Origin of the sequence: Clostridium sp. BSD2780061688st1 H5, assembly GCF_005845155.1 — a bacterium.
GTDB classification, from domain to species: domain Bacteria; phylum Bacillota; class Clostridia; order Lachnospirales; family Lachnospiraceae; genus Claveliimonas; species Claveliimonas intestinigallinarum.
The window spans coordinates 22,953-38,576 of record NZ_SPGT01000014.1 but is presented as its reverse complement, the minus strand read 5'-3'; the positions used below and the strand labels follow the sequence as shown (position 1 = coordinate 38,576).

At 56.0% G+C, this 15,624-nt stretch carries 16 protein-coding genes; 14 read left to right on the top strand and 2 right to left on the bottom strand.

Annotation, left to right across the window (positions count from 1 at the left end; translation table 11 throughout):
• The first annotated feature begins 80 nt into the window (after positions 1-80).
• From FGQ86_RS10175 to truA, 4 genes are all read left to right on the top strand, one after another.
• On the top strand, positions 81-938 hold the full coding sequence (locus FGQ86_RS10175) for an energy-coupling factor transporter ATPase (protein ID WP_171031547.1): 858 nt from the start codon (positions 81-83) through the stop codon (positions 936-938).
• The gene (locus tag FGQ86_RS10170; protein WP_138303863.1) at positions 923-1,786 is read left to right on the top strand and encodes an energy-coupling factor transporter ATPase; all 864 of its coding nucleotides are present in this window, start codon (positions 923-925) and stop codon (positions 1,784-1,786) included. The genes FGQ86_RS10175 and FGQ86_RS10170 overlap by 16 nt, the downstream gene beginning before the upstream one ends.
• Positions 1,787-2,611 (top strand): energy-coupling factor transporter transmembrane component T, encoded by an 825-nt coding sequence (locus FGQ86_RS10165; RefSeq protein WP_138303860.1) that lies wholly within the window; start codon positions 1,787-1,789, stop codon positions 2,609-2,611.
• Positions 2,612-2,697: 86 nt separating this feature from the next.
• Complete coding sequence (gene truA, locus FGQ86_RS10160) at positions 2,698-3,486, top strand: tRNA pseudouridine(38-40) synthase TruA (protein ID WP_138303859.1); 789 nt, start codon at positions 2,698-2,700, stop codon at positions 3,484-3,486.
• Here truA and FGQ86_RS10155 read toward each other — a convergent pair.
• Positions 3,483-3,953 (bottom strand): LURP-one-related family protein, encoded by a 471-nt coding sequence (locus FGQ86_RS10155; RefSeq protein WP_138303857.1) that lies wholly within the window; start codon positions 3,951-3,953, stop codon positions 3,483-3,485. The genes truA and FGQ86_RS10155 overlap by 4 nt on opposite strands.
• A gap of 368 nt (positions 3,954-4,321) precedes the next feature.
• Here FGQ86_RS10155 and FGQ86_RS10150 point away from each other — a divergent pair, with 368 nt between their 5' ends.
• The 4 genes from FGQ86_RS10150 to abc-f all read left to right on the top strand — a co-directional run bounded on the left by FGQ86_RS10150 (position 4,322) and on the right by abc-f (position 8,187).
• Entirely contained in the window at positions 4,322-4,516 is a 195-nt protein-coding gene (locus FGQ86_RS10150; RefSeq protein WP_243127230.1) for a hypothetical protein, read from the top strand.
• Positions 4,517-4,679: 163 nt separating this feature from the next.
• A complete protein-coding gene (locus FGQ86_RS10145) occupies positions 4,680-5,021 on the top strand; it encodes a helix-turn-helix transcriptional regulator (RefSeq protein ID WP_138303853.1) in 342 nt (113 codons plus the stop codon).
• Entirely contained in the window at positions 5,008-6,333 is a 1,326-nt protein-coding gene (locus FGQ86_RS10140; protein WP_138303851.1) for a permease prefix domain 1-containing protein, read from the top strand. The genes FGQ86_RS10145 and FGQ86_RS10140 overlap by 14 nt, the downstream gene beginning before the upstream one ends.
• Positions 6,334-6,675: 342 nt before the next feature.
• Positions 6,676-8,187 carry a ribosomal protection-like ABC-F family protein gene (gene abc-f, locus FGQ86_RS10135; protein WP_138303849.1) on the top strand — a complete coding sequence of 504 codons (1,512 nt, stop codon included), beginning with the start codon at positions 6,676-6,678 and terminating at the stop codon, positions 8,185-8,187.
• On the opposite strand, the gene FGQ86_RS10130 is transcribed toward abc-f, so the two are convergent.
• Complete coding sequence (locus FGQ86_RS10130; RefSeq protein WP_138303847.1) at positions 8,147-9,430, bottom strand: L-serine ammonia-lyase, iron-sulfur-dependent, subunit alpha; 1,284 nt, start codon at positions 9,428-9,430, stop codon at positions 8,147-8,149. The genes abc-f and FGQ86_RS10130 overlap by 41 nt on opposite strands.
• Before the next feature lie 169 nt (positions 9,431-9,599).
• On the opposite strand from FGQ86_RS10130, the gene FGQ86_RS10125 reads away from it, so the two are divergent.
• The 6 genes from FGQ86_RS10125 (at position 9,600) to tyrS (ending at position 15,532) form a co-directional block, all read left to right on the top strand.
• The gene (locus FGQ86_RS10125) at positions 9,600-10,298 is read left to right on the top strand and encodes a response regulator transcription factor (RefSeq protein WP_138303845.1); all 699 of its coding nucleotides are present in this window, start codon (positions 9,600-9,602) and stop codon (positions 10,296-10,298) included.
• A complete protein-coding gene (locus tag FGQ86_RS10120; protein WP_171031546.1) occupies positions 10,288-11,340 on the top strand; it encodes a HAMP domain-containing sensor histidine kinase in 1,053 nt (350 codons plus the stop codon). The genes FGQ86_RS10125 and FGQ86_RS10120 overlap by 11 nt, the downstream gene beginning before the upstream one ends.
• Before the next feature lie 125 nt (positions 11,341-11,465).
• Positions 11,466-11,795: a hypothetical protein gene (locus FGQ86_RS10115; RefSeq protein WP_138303841.1), complete on the top strand. Its 330-nt coding sequence runs from the start codon at positions 11,466-11,468 to the stop codon at positions 11,793-11,795.
• A 146-nt stretch (positions 11,796-11,941) separates the two neighbouring features.
• The gene (gene nagA / locus FGQ86_RS10110) at positions 11,942-13,105 is read left to right on the top strand and encodes an N-acetylglucosamine-6-phosphate deacetylase (RefSeq protein ID WP_138303839.1); all 1,164 of its coding nucleotides are present in this window, start codon (positions 11,942-11,944) and stop codon (positions 13,103-13,105) included.
• A 5-nt stretch (positions 13,106-13,110) separates the two neighbouring features.
• Positions 13,111-13,830, top strand: a complete 720-nt coding sequence (locus FGQ86_RS10105; protein WP_138303837.1) for a DUF5714 domain-containing protein — start codon at positions 13,111-13,113, stop codon at positions 13,828-13,830.
• A 481-nt stretch (positions 13,831-14,311) separates the two neighbouring features.
• Positions 14,312-15,532 (top strand): tyrosine--tRNA ligase, encoded by a 1,221-nt coding sequence (gene tyrS, locus FGQ86_RS10100; RefSeq protein ID WP_138303835.1) that lies wholly within the window; start codon positions 14,312-14,314, stop codon positions 15,530-15,532.
• Positions 15,533-15,624: the final 92 nt, after the last annotated feature.

The window sequence follows — 15,624 nt, the reverse complement described above, 5'->3', positions numbered from 1 at the left end:
AAAATAGCGCATAATCACGTAAAATAAGACACAGTATGTAAATGCTGTGTCTTATTTTTATGGGAGAATGAAGAGCGTACATGAAAAAGGAAATGATCCAGACAGAGAAGCTTGTATTTGAATATGAAAAGAGAGACGAGGAGGGAAATGTCATCGGCACCTCCCGGGCCATCGACCAGGTGGACCTTGGGATCGAGGAGGGACAGTTTATCGCCATACTGGGCCACAATGGCTCCGGCAAGTCCACCCTGGCCAAGCACATGAACGCCATCCTTGTCCCCACCGGCGGGACCATGTGGGTGGACGGCATGGACACGAAGCGCCCGGAGAACCTCTGGAACGTGCGCGAGAGCGCGGGCATGGTGTTCCAGAACCCGGATAACCAGATCATTGGCACCGTGGTGGAGGAGGATGTGGGCTTTGGACCGGAGAACCTGGGCGTCCCCACGGATGAGATCTGGAAGCGGGTGGAGGACAGCCTGAAGGCGGTGGGCATGATCGAGTACCGGCACCACTCCCCCAACAAGCTCTCGGGAGGCCAGAAGCAGCGGGTGGCTATTGCCGGCGTCATCGCCATGGAGCCCAAGTGCATCGTCCTGGACGAGCCCACTGCCATGCTGGATCCAAGCGGCAGGAAGGAAGTCCTGAAGACTGTGCGGGAGCTGCGCCACAGGAAGCATGTGACGGTCATCCTCATCACCCACTACATGGAGGAAGTAATCTACGCGGACCGGATCTTTGTCATGGATCACGGCCACATTGTCATGCAGGGGACGCCCCGGGAAATTTTCTCCCAGGTGGACACCCTGAAATCCTACCGCCTGGATGTGCCCCAGGTGACCATGCTGGCGGATGAACTGAAGAAGCGGGGGCTGGATATTCCGGCCGGAATACTGAAAAAGGAAGAGCTGGTGGAAGCGCTATGTCGATTAAATTAGAACATGTAAACTATATATACAGCCCGGGCACGGCCTACGAGAAGAAGGCGCTGTCAGACATCTGCCTGGAGATACCCCACGGCGAGTTCGTGGGCATCATCGGCCACACCGGCTCCGGGAAATCCACCCTGACCCAGCACCTGAACGGCCTCATACGGGCCACCAGCGGGACGGTCTGGTACAACGGGGAAAATATTTACGGGGAAGGCTATGACATGAAAAAGCTCCGCGGCCAGGTGGGCCTGGTCTTCCAGTACCCGGAGCATCAGCTCTTTGAGGTGGACGTGCTGACAGATGTGTGCTTTGGCCCGAAGAACCAGGGCCTCTCCCCCAAGGAGTGTGAGCAGAGAGCGGCCCAGGCCCTGCGGCTTGTAGGGCTGAAGGAGAAATACTGGAAATCCTCGCCCTTTGAGCTGTCCGGCGGCCAGAAGAGGCGGGCTGCCATCGCCGGCGTCCTGGCCATGCGCCCCGGCGTCCTTGTGCTGGATGAGCCAACGGCCGGTCTGGACCCGAAGGGGCGGGATGAGATCCTGGACCAGATCGCCTATCTTCACAGGCAGAGCGACATGACAGTTATCCTGGTGTCCCACAGCATGGAGGATATCGCGAAATACGCGGACCGGATCATTGTCATGAATAAGGGGCAGATCCTGTACAACGATACTCCGAAGCAGGTATTTTCCCACTACCAGGAGCTGGAGAAAATAGGCCTTGCGGCGCCCCAGGTCACCTATATCATGCACGATATAAGGGAGGCCGGGTTCGATGTGGGGGTGACGGCCACCACAGTGGAGGAGGCTGCGGACGAGATCATGGAGGCAGTAAAGAAAAGGCGGGGGATAGGATAGATGATACGAGATATTACAATAGGACAATATTATCCGGCCCAGAGCGTCCTGCACCGGCTGGATCCCAGGGTGAAGCTGGTGGGAACCCTTCTCTACCTGATTTCCCTGTTTCTGTTTAACAGTATCCCCGGGTACCTGGTGGCCACTTTGTTCCTGGCCGCCATCATACGCATGTCAAAGGTGCCCTTTTCCTATATCATGAAGGGGATGAAGCCCATCATCATGTTGCTGATGATCACTGTGATCTTTAATCTCTTCCTCACAAGGGGGGGAGAGACCCTGTTCCACGCCTGGATCATTACCATCACGGAGGAGGGACTGCGGACAGCTGTGTTCATGGCGATCCGTCTGATCTACCTGATCGCAGGCTCCTCTCTTATGACCTTTACCACCACTCCCAATGCCCTGACAGACGGCATTGAGAGCCTTCTGCATCCCCTCAATAAGATACACGTGCCGGTTCACGAGGTGGCGATGATGATGTCTATTGCCCTCCGGTTCATCCCCATCCTCCTGGAGGAGACGGACAAGATTATGAAGGCACAGATCGCAAGGGGAGCGGACTTGGAGAGCGGGAACATCATCCAGAGAGTGAAAAATATGATCCCTATCCTTGTGCCCCTCTTTGTGTCCGCCTTTCGGCGGGCCAACGACCTGGCCATGGCTATGGAAGCCCGGTGCTACCGGGGCGGAGAGGGCCGCACGAAGATGAAGCCCCTGCGGTACAGGAGCAGGGACCGGATGGCCTACCTTGTCATGGTGATCTATGTGGTGGCTGTGTTTGTTATCGGAAGATACGTGCCCTTCCACATATGGATCTTCTAGAATGAATGTTCCGGGATGGTTTTTGGGGGATGGATTTTCCGGGTTATGTGTGATTGCCCCAGCATAGTTTAGAGAGGAAAAGAGACTTGAGACGGATAAAGCTGACAGTTGCCTACGATGGCACCAACTACTGCGGCTGGCAGATCCAGCCCAACGGGATCACCATTGAGGAGATTCTCAATAAAAAGCTCAGCGCGCTCACAAAGGAGGACATCCGGGTCATCGGGGCCAGCCGCACCGACTCCGGTGTCCACGCCCTGGGAAATGTGGCGGTCTTTGACACAGAGAGCACTATTCCCCCGGAGAGGATGGCGCTTGCCCTGAACCAGAAGCTGCCGGAGGATATCGTGATCGTAAAGTCCGAGGAGGTGCCGCTTTCCTGGCATCCCAGATACCAGGACCACATCACCAAGACCTACGAGTACCACATTTACAACGCCAGGACAGCCAACCCCATGAAAAAGCGCACCAGCACCTTTGTGTACGTGCCCCTGGATGTGGAGAAGATGAGGGAGGGGGCCGCCTTCCTTGTAGGCGAGCACGACTTTGCCAGCTTCTGCTGTATCCGCACCAACACGGAGGATACGGTGCGCTGTATCCACAGCCTGGAGGTGGAGGAGTTGCCCTGCACGGAAGGCGCTTTCTCCTACAGAGAGGCGGGGGCCAGAGAGATTGTCATTCGGGTCACAGGCAACGGATTTCTCTACAACATGGTCCGCATCATCGCCGGCACTCTGATCCGGGTAGGGCGGGGCTTTTACGAGCCGGAGAAGGTGAGAGAGATACTGGAGGCCAGAGTGCGCACCGAGGCCGGCGTGACAGCGCCGCCCCAGGGACTGGTGCTCATGGAGATACGGTACGGGGAGGAGCGCTAATTTCGGGAGCATTTCTCCGCATCGATAGCCAGAGTCAGCATGAGGGCGCACAGGGCGTCCCCGGGATCATCCACATCTATCACATAGGTGTCTGTCAGGTTGAGGAGCTGTTTAGAAATCCGGGCGATGCGGGCACCTGTCCCGTCCATGATACTGTAATCCCATTCGAGGAAATCTCCCTCCACATGCCAGCCGTTGCAATCGATGTTGTATCTTGGCTTCAGGAAGGAAAGCTCCTTGCTGATACAGCCGACACAGGTGTCTCCCCTGTACAGCTCGAACCTGGGCAGCAGGGAGAACACCTGCTCCTTTACTGTGCCCATCTCACAGCCCGAGGAGTCGAAAATCTTCAGACAGTGGCCCCAGGAAAGCTGTCCCTGTACCACATAGACCGTATTCCCTGCCTCGTCATAGATGTCATAGCTGTCAAACCATGAAAAAAGCCTCTGTTTAAAAAGCAGCTGCATAGATTTACCCTCCTGTCATTTGTCATGTCTGATTTTCTCCCATTATATTTGTATGCCCTGTATATAACAAGAAAAAAATCTCACAAAGATATCGCTCATATTTTGTGCACTATTTCGCCTTGCCAGTAATCATAATCACGTGTATAATGTAAACCACTCACAGAGAAGGTCATTTCTCTGAGGCTGCCTGGCAGCCATTCTTATTTACTATCATCCGGCGTTTGTCCGGGGCGGGTTCCGCCACATGAAATTCCTTTTTCTGAAGTCTGCAGACAGGTGAAAAGGTTGCAGTCCGTTGTTTTTATGTCTATAATGGAGGTGTGACATCTTTATGTGCACGACGAAAAAAGTAAACATGGTAAATGTGGATGACTCAGAATATCCCACCGCTGACCGGGAGTACAAGAAATGTGCTCTATCTTTCCATGAAAAATGACATTTCCTTCCTTGTCAGCGGCACCCTGAACCTGTACGAGCATCAGAGCACCTACAATCCCAATATGCCCATGCGGGGCGTGCTGTACTTTGCAAGGCTGTACGGGAAGATCATTGCCCGGCTTTAGTTTCCCGGCGGAGACAGAAAAATCGAAAAAAGGAGAAAATATCTCCGGCGTCTTGACATGTATAGATGACCGATATATTATATAGATAATCGATATATCGAAAATCTATATAATGAGTCCTGCCTGCGTGACAAATGGCAGGGCAAGGGAGGAGGAGACGACTATGGCAGTAGAGAAGAGTCTGATCTCCGGGAGTACGGCCATGCTGGTGATGAAGCTTCTGGAAGAGAAGGACATGTACGGCTATGAGATGATCGAGACGCTGCGGGAGAAATCAGAGAACGTCTTTGAGCTGAAGGCGGGGACCCTGTATCCCCTCCTGCACACGCTGGAGGAGAAGGGCTGTCTGGTTTCCTATGAGCAGGATGCCGGGGGAAAGACCCGAAAGTACTACGGGCTTACAAAGACAGGGAAAAAGCAGCTTGCGAAGAAGGAGGAGGAGTGGAAGGAGTACTCCCGGGCCGTGGTGAAAGTTCTGGGAGGTGCATGCCATGAATATGCATAGCTACCTGGAAATCGTGGCGGAGCAGATCCGGTGCAAAAGAGCCAGATCTGCGGTCCTGGAGGAGTTGCAGGGGCATATTGAGGACCAGAAGCAGGCCTACATGGCAGACGGTATGACCGGACCGGAGGCAGAGGAGGAGGCCGTCCGGCAGATGGGAGACCCGGTGGAGACGGGAACAGAGCTGGACCGGGTTCACAGGCCCAAGATGGACTGGCTTCTGCTGGGAGTCATTCTGCTTTTAAGCGCAGCCGGGCTCTTCCTGCAGTGGCTGACCTACCAGCAGCCGGACTCCGCCTACAAGGCAGGGGAGATATGGAGACAGGGCAGGTATCTGGCCCTGGGACTTGTGCTGATGCTGGGAGTGTGCCTGGCGGATTATACGGTGATCGGAAAGCACGCCTTTCGTCTCTGGCTGGGAGCTGTGGGTCTGAATGTGATTGGCAGGTATCTGGCCGTGTCGGATTTTGGCATGTCATACCCGTTTAGGATCAACGGAGTCTGGAGTGCGCCATGGCTATGGAATTCTCTTGTTCTTCTGGCCTTTGCGGGAGTTGTGTGGCAGAGTGGCAGGAAAGGGAAAAAGGGACTTGTAAAGAGCGGAATATGCCTGGCAGTTTCCGCCGCCGGGTGGCTCTTCAGCAGTGGGAGCGGCTTTGTGGCGTGTATATTTACGTTGATCGGTGTTATCCTGCTGATTGCGGGAACCGCAAAGGGCTGGTTCGGCGGGAAGGTGCGTCCCCTGTTGATGCGCCTGGGAACGGCCGTGGCCGCCACCCTTCTGTTCGTCTGCATAGCCAGTTGGGCTAGCGGGGCGCTGGGGGAGCGGGACGGTTACCGGGCGGACCGGACAGCGGCCTGGCAGAGCTTTTCCGAGACATCCTATTATCAGGATGCGAGGGAGGATATGAAAGATCTGGCCGCCGCTGACAGGGCGGGGGAAGACCTGACTGGAACCCAGCTTGAGTGGGCACGGTTTGAGGCCAGGAGCACCTTCCTTTGGATGTACATTCTGCGGTACCTGGGAGCGGTGCCGGCCGTTTTGCTGACGCTGCCGGCGGGACTGTTCCTGGCTTTTCTTTTCCGGATCGTTTTCAGGCAGAGAAACCGCCTTGGCTTTCTCCTGGCTCTTGCAGGAACGCTGTTTTTCTCCCTGCAGATCATCTGGTATATCGGCATGAACATAGGGCTCTTTCCTGTGACAGAGGCCTATATGCCCTTCTACACGCTGGGGGGATCCAATCTCTGTGTGACCGGTCTGTACGCCGGCATCCTCCTCAGTGTCTACAGGAACAGCAGCGTAGTCAGGTGTTGACAGACCGAGCAGGCTGTGCTATTTTTGACAGGAAAGAAAAGATGAAGGGGTGAAAGGATGAAGAATTTCTGCAGATAATATATGAAGTTCATATAGGCGTAACATGTCCCGGCTGCGGCAGTGCCTGTGGCGGGAGAGATTTTGTGCGCATGCAGAAATGAAAATCCTTGTATCCATATAAAAATCTGATCCATATGATCCGCGAGAGAATGTTATGCTGGGACACGGGAATTTTCCCGTGTCCTTTTTGTGCGATACGCCCGGCAATGCCGAGAGAAGACCGGAAGGGAAGAAGGAACGTGAAGGGATATCTGCGTGTGCTGTGAGAGGAGGAATGACGCTATGTCAATGATACAGGTTGAACATCTGACCTTCTGCTACGACGGAGGGATCGAGCCGGTCTTTGAGGACGTGTCCTTTGTGATAGACACAGACTGGAAGCTGGGGCTCACAGGGAGGAACGGACGGGGAAAGACCACCCTTCTTAAGCTTCTTGCGGGAGAGTACGAGTACAGCGGAAGCATACGGGCCAGCGTGGAGATGGACTGTTTCCCCTTTCCTGTGGGGAATATGTCGGCCAATGTGATAGACGTGATCGAGGAGGCAGACCCGTCCTATGAGCTGTGGAAGGTGTGCAGGGAGCTGACCTGCCTGGACATGGCCCCGGAGATCCTGTACCGGCCCTTTACTACCTTGAGCGGCGGAGAGCAGACGAGAGTTATGCTGGCGGCTCTGTTTGCCAGGGAGAATGCTTTTCTGCTCATCGACGAGCCCACCAATCACCTGGACATGGAGGCCAGGGAGAGACTGATGGGATATCTGCAGGGAAAGAAAGGATTTATCCTTGTGTCCCATGACCGGTATTTCCTGGACGGGTGCGTGGACCACATTCTGGCCATCAACCGGAGGAATATGGAGGTGGTTCGGGGAAATTTCACCACCTGGCAGGAGGAGAAGGCGAAAAAGGATGCCTTTGAGCTGGGAGAAAATGAGAGGCTGAAAAAGGATATACGGCGCCTGGAGGCGGCCGCCGCCCGCACAGAGAGCTGGTCGGAGACTGTGGAGAAGACAAAGAAGGGCGTGCGGATCGGGGGACTTAGGCCGGACCGGGGCGCCATCGGCCACAAGGCGGCCAAACTGATGAAGCGCTCTAAAAATATGGAGAGTCGGATGCGGACGGCGGCGGAGGAAAAGAGAAAGCTTCTGAAAAATGTGGAGACAGCGGAGGAGCTGAAGATCTGTCCCCTCGTGCACCACAAAAAGCGGCTGGTGCAGTTGGAGGACGTGACCCTCTCCTACGGGGTGCGGGCTGTGCTGGAAGGCTGGAGCATGCACATAGACCAGGGGGAGCGGGTGCTCCTTGCGGGGGGAAATGGCTCCGGCAAATCCACAGTGATCCGGGCCATACTGAGCGCCGCCTCGGGGGAGGATGCCTGTCTTGCCGGCGGGAGGATCGACCTGGCGCCGGGGCTCGTCCTGTCCTATGTGCCCCAGGATCCGGGCGGGCTGTCGGGAAATCTGCGGGATTTTGCCAGGGAGCGGGGACTTGACCTGACGCTCTTTATGGCTCTGCTTCGGAAGATGGACTTTTCCAGGCTGCAGTTTGAAAAGCCGATGGAGGACTACAGCCTTGGCCAGAAGAAAAAGGTGCTGCTGGCGGCCAGCCTCAGCCGGCAGGCCCATCTGTATATCTGGGATGAACCCATGAATTATATCGATATTTTTTCCAGGGATCAGATTGCCGGCCTGATACAAAAATACAGCCCCACCATGCTCCTTGTGGAGCATGACAGGGCTTTTGCAGAAGAGGTGTCTACAAGGAGGATACGTCTGTCTTCCCGATCATCAGATTGAGGATTTCAATGTCGGTCTGGCGCATGCCCTCCCGGCCCATATAGCCGATGGCCTTTACGGTTTCCTCGGCGGTGTCCATGGCAAGGCCCTCGCCGGCCTCAAAGCGGAAGCCCTTCATGGCCAGGCTGTGGCCGAGAAAGGCGGCCTGGAGGGAGGAGAAAATCTTGGCGGCGCAGCTTGGCTTTGCGCCGTCACAGGTGATGCCCCCGGCGTTGACAATAGTGTTCACCACTGTGTTCTCAATCTGCTCGGCTGTGCCGCCGCACAGGTAGGTGATGCCGGCGCCCGCCCCGGCGGCCGCACAGACGGCTCCGCAGTAGGCGGAGAGGGGGCCGATGTAGCGCTTCTGATCCTGGGCTGTGAGATTGGAGACGCACAGGGCCCGCAGCAGCTCCTCCTGGGATTCCCCTGTGGAGCGGGCGTATTCAATGACCGGCAGGGAGCAGGTCATGCCCTGGTTGCCGGAGCCGGAGATGATGATGACCGGCAAAGAGCAGCCGCTCATGCGGGCGTCTGACCCGGCAGCGGCCCTGGCGATAGCTCTCCAGCGAACATCCTGGCCGAATTCCTCCAGAACCATCCGGCCGACGCCGGCGCCCCACTGGTGCGCAAGGCCCTCCTCGGAGATGGCCATGTTGTACTGGATCTGGCGTTCCAGGCAGTCTCTTACGTCAGACAGGTTTACCTCCCTTGCGAAGGCGATAATGTCTCCCAGATTGAGGAGGGATTTGTCCGCCTGCTGTTCCCCGCCGGAAGACTCCTTCTCAAAGAGGACGCGGCCATTTTGCTCCATGTAGGTGATGTTGGTGTGCTTCTGCTCAATTCTTACCACAGAGCTGTCCGTCCCCTTGAAGGCGTGGATCTCAATGAAGAGGTTGGGAACCCCTTCCTTGAGAAGGCAGGTGCAGAAGCCCTCCCTCAGCAGCGCGTTTGTGCGCGCCCGGTCCTCCTCCTGCACGCTTTCTAACACTTCCAGCTCCCGGGAGGAGTCCCCGCCGCAGGCTCCCAGGATGACGGCCGCCTCCACGCCCTTCAGGCCGCCGGAGCAGGGCACCTTGACGCCCTTTACATTTTTGATGATATTTCCGCTGCACAGGGCCTCCATGCGCTCCGGGAAATCCCCCAGCAGATCCACGGCTTTGGCGGAGGCGTAGGCCAGTGCGATGGGTTCTGTGCAGCCCAGAGCAGGCACGAGCTCAGTCTTCAGTATTTTTACATAGCTGTCATAGGTTTTCTGGTTCATAGTTTTTCCCCTTTGTATAAAATAAATATTTCTACAGGCTACTATAACAAAAAAGGTGAGGAGGGACAACGAGTCTGACGGTAATTTTTAGGAAAAAGATTGAGAAGGCCGGAGGGCTGTGTTACATTCTAGATAAGATATATACAAGATCATGGAGAGGAAGATTTTTATGGACAGAAAGGCAAAAATACTTGTGGCGGATGATGAAAAGGAAATCCGGCAGGTGCTGGGGATGATCCTGGCGGAGGAGGGCTATGAGGTGGTGACTGCCGGGGATGGACAGGAGGCGGCGCGGCTGGCCTCCGGGGATATCGACCTCTACATCCTGGACGTGAACATGCCGCAAATGTCCGGATTTGCGGCGGGGATGGAGATCCGGAAAAGCTATTACGCGCCCATCATGTTCCTCACCGCCTACTCCGGGGAGGCGGACAAGAAAATGGGCTTTGAGGCAGGGGCTGACGACTACCTGGTGAAGCCCTTCTCCAACGGGGAGCTCCTCCTGCGGGTGAAGGCTCTCCTGCGAAGGAGCGGAGAGTATGCCAGGATGCAGCGCCAAAGCCCTGCCGGAGAGGAGGAGCTTGTCTACAAGGACCTGCGGCTGGACACGGACCGGCAGTCTGTGTGGAAGGGGGAGGAGCTTATCGTCCTGACCTACACAGAGTACAGGATCCTGGAGCTGCTCATCCGCCACAGGAAGAAGATCTACTCCCTGGACAACATTTACCAGAGCGTCTGGGAGGACGAGGCGGTTGGGGACACTACCATCATGGTGCACATTAAAAATATACGGAAAAAGCTGGGGGATGACTCCAGAAATCCCAGGTATATCAAGACGGCCTGGGGAAAGGGGTACTATGCGGATTAAAAGGAAACCAAGGCCTGAGAAGGCGAGAAAGCTGTCAGGGGAAATATTTGAGTATCTGGTGCTGTCGGTAATCGTCTCCGTCTTTACCTTTCTCTTTTTTTACATTACCTCCCAGTCTCTCGTCCATGTCTATCTGGATCAGAGGCAGATCCGGCTGGAGGGTATCCTCTACGGAGCTCTGGAGATGTGGCTCAGAGGTCTGTGTATCGGTGCGGCGGTGGCGGTCTTTGTGGTTCTCTTCCTACTCCTTCTGGGGCGGCGTCTGTCCTACCTGATCCGGATCATTAACGGCGTGGAGAAGATGCAAAGGCAGGAGGAGGGGCAGCTTCCCTTAGAGGGGGAGGATGAGCTGACCCGGCTGGCCCAGAGCGTCAACTACCTGGCGGCCGCCCAGAGGGAGCTGAGGCGAAAGGAGCAGGAGATGAAGGAGGCCAGGGAGGCCTTTATCCGCTCCCTGTCCCATGATATCCGCACGCCCCTCACCGCCATGCTGTCCTACACAGAGCTGATGGGAAAAAGGGAGCGTATCCCGGAGGAGGAGCTGAGGGGCTATCTGGAGCTTGTTCGGACCAGAACTGTCCAGGTGAAGGAGCTGATGGACCAGCTCCTGGAGGGGAAGGCCGGGATCTGGGAGAAGGTGGAGGACATCCGTTTTCTTGTGGAACAGCTTGCCGGCCAGTGGGAGGAGATGCTGGAGGAGGGCTTTTCCTGCCGGACGGACATTTCGGGGTGCGGCTCCTTTTCGGGGAAAGCGGATATATCGGCCCTGCGCCGCCTGATGGACAATCTGGCCTCCAATGTGGAAAAGTATGCGGATCCCGCCGGGGAGGTGGAGCTGTCTGTAAAGAGCAGGGAAAATACACTTATCATTTTCCAGAAAAACCGTGTGCGAGGGGAGCTGGATCCGGAGACGGAAAGCCGCCTGATCGGACTGAAAAATATCCGGCAGACTGCGGAGGCCTTTGACGGCGGGACGGAGGTTTACTCCGACGGGGGCATCTATCAGATCCGGATCACCCTCCACATTCCTCCCTGTCTTTAGAATTCTTCAGAAACACCTGCCAGGTTTCTTTAAAAAGTCCTGGTATTCTGTATACCAGAAGGGGAGATGACCTCCCCGTTCCGATACAGGAAGAGAAAATCAATCAATATCAGGAGGAATAAAAAATGGCATTAGGAGTTTTGGTAATCTTTTATCTGGCAATTTGTGTGATCAGCATCGGGGGCTTCCTTGCCCTCTATCTGGTAAAAAATGAAAGGGTAAAAAAGATAGTCTTTTACATTCTGTCTGTGTGGGGGATTGCCCTTGCGGCTCTCCAGGCTGTGTCCCTGCCCATGAACTGGACCGGGCAGCGGGTGGCGACGATGGGACTGGGAGCCCTGTGCGTCGTATCGCTGGCCCTGTATCTGACGGCAAAGAGCAGAGGGCAAAGAACAGCGGCCTGCCTGCTCCTCACCATCGCCACAGCGGTGATGATCTTAAGATTTGTGTTCTAAAATAAAAGCGGTATGCAAAGGCCTGCTGTCTGCAGTTTGGCGCGGAGACTGAAATTTTCAGTCTCCGTGTTGTTCTTGGGGGAAGAGTATACTATAATATTTTCAGTACAGGCCGCCCAGGCAGGCGGCGGAAGGAGAAAAAAACTATGCATATCAGAAACGTCAGAGTATACAGGGAAGACAAGAGCTTTGCGGAGGGGGAGATCTATATAAAGGACGGGCTTTTTGCGGAGCATCAGGCTGTCTGCGGCGATCAGGAGGAATCTGTTGACGGGGAGGGGTGCTACGCCATCCCCGGCCTTATCGACATCCATTTCCACGGCTGCAGGGGCTATGATTTCTGCGACGGCACACAGGAGGCGATAAAAGGGATTGCGGAGTATGAGGCGTCTGTGGGTGTCACGGGCATCAATCCGGCAACCATGACCCTGCCTGTGGAGGAGCTGGAGGCTATCCTGGCTACGGGGGCGGCATACGGAAAGACGCAAAAGGAGCACCCGGATCCGGAGAGGGCGGATTTCCTGGGAGTGAACATGGAGGGCCCCTTTATCAGCGAGGCCAAGAAGGGAGCCCAGGACGCCAGGAATATTCTGCTCTGTGACGTAGATATTTTCCACCGCTTCCAGAGGGCGGCCGAAGGAACGGTGAAGTATATCGGTGTGGCCCCGGAGCGGGAGGGAGCGCTGGACTTTGTGGAGACAGTGAAGGATGAGGTCCATGTGTCCCTGGCTCACACCAACGCGGACTACGACTCGGCAAAGGCGGCCTATGACCGGGGCGCCTGCCATGCGGTGCACCTCTATAACGCCATGCCCGCCTTCACCCACCGGGCTCCCGGCGTGGTGGGGGCTGTGGCGGACAGCCCTCACGTGATGGCGGAGCTGATCTGCGATGGCGTCCATATCCACCCGGCTGTTGTGAGGGCCACCTTCAAGATGCTGGGGGAGGATCGGATCATTTTTATCAGCGACAGCATGCGGGCCACTGGCATGCCTGACGGCCGGTACACGCTGGGAGGCCTGGACGTGGATGTGAAGGGCAATCACGCCACCCTGGTGTCCGATGGTGCCCTGGCTGGTTCAGTCACCAACCTGATGGACTGCGTGCGCACGGCGGTGAAGAAGATGGATATCCCCCTGGGGACAGCCGTGGCCTGCGCTACCATGAATCCGGCAAAGAGCCTGGGCGTATATGAGAGCCGGGGATCCATCACTGTGGGGAAGAAGGCGGATCTGGTGCTCCTCGATCAGGATCTGAATTTGAAAGCGGTCATCAAGGACGGGAAAATGCTGACCGGGAAAGGCAGATAGGGGTTTTGGAGAGAGAAAAGACAAAAGCGGGAAGAGGGGGCTGCCTGATCTGCGGTCAGGAGCTCATCTACTATAAAGAGGCGGTGGAAATGACCTGTGCCCTCTGCGGAAAAGAAGAAAAGAGTCATGCCTCCTGTAAGGAGGGCCACTATGTCTGTGATGCCTGCCATGAAAGAAGAGGGCTGGAGGCGATCCGCCGGGTCTGCGAAGAGACTTCTCTTAAGGACCCCATTGCCATCATGCAGGAGATCATGGAGGATCCGTTTATCTATATGCACGGCCCGGAGCACCACGTGATGGCGGGCGCCGCCCTCCTTGCGGCCTACCACAACTGCGGAGGACAGCTCGATCTGGAGAAGGCTCTGGGACAGATGGAGGAGAGAGGCAGCCAGATCCCGGGCGGTGTCTGCGGCTTCTGGGGCTGCTGCGGCGCCGGAATCAGCGCTGGCATTTTCATGAGCATTGTCACTGGAGCTACGCCCCTTGCCGGAAAGTCCTGGGGGCTCTCCAACCGAATGACAGCCAGGGTTCTGGAGGCCATCGGGGAGATCGGCGGCCCCAGGTGCTGTAAAAGAGACACCTTCACTGCCGTGGGGGAGGCAGCCCGCATGACGGCAGAGGAGCTGGGGGTGGAGATGGAGCTGCCGGAGAAGATTCTCTGCACCTTCTCCGGGGAGAACCAGCAGTGCCTGAGGGGGAGATGCCCCTACTATCAGGGAAAGTAAACGGGATGGCAAATAATTTCCGGAATGGGCTTGACAAATAAATCCGGATAGGATAGGATTTCAGTCAGACGGAATAACATACAAAAGGCTTGGAAAAGAACAAGTAGTATCCGGGACACCCGCACAGAAAGCAGCCGGCTGATGAGAGGCGCGCGAAGGAACCGCATGCGAATACATCTTGGAGCTGCACACCGAAGGCCGGGAGACGGAGATAGGCTGTGACGGGTTGGCGCGCGTTAAAGTGCCAGGCTGTAATCCGAAGAGGAGAGACATGTCGATCTGACAGGGGAGCAGCCGGATGAGGCCTGCGCCGCGAGGCGCCGGTAAAGCAAGGTGGTACCGCGAAGGATTGTTCGCCCTTACTGTGTAAAAGCAGTAAGGGCTTTTTTGTATTCTATTCCCGAGAGCCGGACCACCCCACAGAATGAGCAACTGTGGCACAGAAAACAGATAAAAAATAAAAAGATAAAGGAGAAGAAAAATGGGAATTTACGAAGAATTGCAGGCAAGAGGACTGATCGCCCAGGTGACAGATGAGGAGGAGATCAGAGAGCTCATCAACAACGGAAAGGCAACCTTTTACATCGGGTTTGACCCCACGGCGGACAGCCTTCATGTGGGACACTTTATGGCCCTCTGCCTCATGAAGAGACTTCAGGAGGCGGGCAACCGGCCCATCGCCCTGATCGGCGGCGGCACCGGGTACATCGGAGACCCCTCCGGCAGGTCGGACATGCGCTCCATGATGACGCCGGAGCAGATCCAGCACAACTGCGACTGCTTTAAAAAGCAGATGAGCCGCTTCATCGATTTCTCCGAGGGCAAGGCCCTGATGGTGAACAATGCGGACTGGCTGCTGGATCTGAACTACATTGACCTGCTCCGGGAGGTGGGCCCCCACTTCAGCGTCAACCGCATGCTGACAGCAGAGTGCTACAAGCAGAGGATGGAGAAGGGACTGAGCTTCCTGGAATTCAACTACATGATCATGCAGAGCTATGACTTCTACGTACTGTACCAGAAATACGGGTGCAACATGCAGTTTGGCGGGGATGACCAGTGGAGCAACATGCTGGGCGGCACAGAGCTGATCCGCCGCAAGCTGGGCAAGAATGCCTGCGCCATGACCATCACCCTGCTCCTCAACTCCGAGGGCAAGAAGATGGGCAAGACACAGAGCGGCGCCGTGTGGCTTGACCCCGACAAGACATCCCCCTTTGAGTTCTACCAGTACTGGAGAAATGTGGCGGACGCGGACGTCCTCAAATGCATCCGCATGCTCACCTTCCTTCCCCTGGAGGAGATCGACAAGATGGACTCCTGGGAGGGGGCCCAGCTCAACACGGCCAAGGAGATCCTGGCATACGAGCTGACCAAGCTGGTACACGGCGAGGAAGAGGCGAAGAAGGCCCAGGATTCCGCGAGAGCTCTCTTCAGCCAGGGCGATGCGGCTAACATGCCCACCACCACACTCACAGAGGAGGATCTGGAGGACGGCTGCCTGGATATCCTGACCATGCTTGTGAAAGCGGAGCTTGTTCCCTCCAAGTCCGAGGCGAGACGGGCTGTGCAGCAGGGCGGCGTGTCCGTGGACGGCGAGAAGATCACGAATATCCACGAGGTGTTTACCGAGGACGCCTTTAAGGCAGGCATTGTGCTGAAGAAGGGAAAGAAGAATTTCCGGAAGATCGTGATGGAATAATTCATAAAAAGTTTATAATTATGCGACAAAAGGGGCTTTGACAAATCCGAAAAATAGGAATAAAGTATCTCCTGTAAATGGAATAATCAGGA

Coding starts and splice junctions, on each gene's coding strand:
- FGQ86_RS10175 (WP_171031547.1), top strand. CDS start 81: ATGAAAAAGGAAATGATCCAGACAGAGAAGCTTGTATTTGAATATGAA.
- nagA (WP_138303839.1), top strand. CDS start 11,942: ATGCATATCAGAAACGTCAGAGTATACAGGGAAGACAAGAGCTTTGCG.
- FGQ86_RS10120 (WP_171031546.1), top strand. CDS start 10,288: ATGCGGATTAAAAGGAAACCAAGGCCTGAGAAGGCGAGAAAGCTGTCA.
- FGQ86_RS10150 (WP_243127230.1), top strand. CDS start 4,322: ATGACTCAGAATATCCCACCGCTGACCGGGAGTACAAGAAATGTGCTC.
- FGQ86_RS10155 (WP_138303857.1), bottom strand. CDS start 3,953: ATGCAGCTGCTTTTTAAACAGAGGCTTTTTTCATGGTTTGACAGCTAT.
- abc-f (WP_138303849.1), top strand. CDS start 6,676: ATGTCAATGATACAGGTTGAACATCTGACCTTCTGCTACGACGGAGGG.
- tyrS (WP_138303835.1), top strand. CDS start 14,312: ATGGGAATTTACGAAGAATTGCAGGCAAGAGGACTGATCGCCCAGGTG.
- FGQ86_RS10115 (WP_138303841.1), top strand. CDS start 11,466: ATGGCATTAGGAGTTTTGGTAATCTTTTATCTGGCAATTTGTGTGATC.
- FGQ86_RS10165 (WP_138303860.1), top strand. CDS start 1,787: ATGATACGAGATATTACAATAGGACAATATTATCCGGCCCAGAGCGTC.
- FGQ86_RS10145 (WP_138303853.1), top strand. CDS start 4,680: ATGGCAGTAGAGAAGAGTCTGATCTCCGGGAGTACGGCCATGCTGGTG.
- FGQ86_RS10170 (WP_138303863.1), top strand. CDS start 923: ATGTCGATTAAATTAGAACATGTAAACTATATATACAGCCCGGGCACG.
- FGQ86_RS10130 (WP_138303847.1), bottom strand. CDS start 9,430: ATGAACCAGAAAACCTATGACAGCTATGTAAAAATACTGAAGACTGAG.
- FGQ86_RS10140 (WP_138303851.1), top strand. CDS start 5,008: ATGAATATGCATAGCTACCTGGAAATCGTGGCGGAGCAGATCCGGTGC.
- FGQ86_RS10125 (WP_138303845.1), top strand. CDS start 9,600: ATGGACAGAAAGGCAAAAATACTTGTGGCGGATGATGAAAAGGAAATC.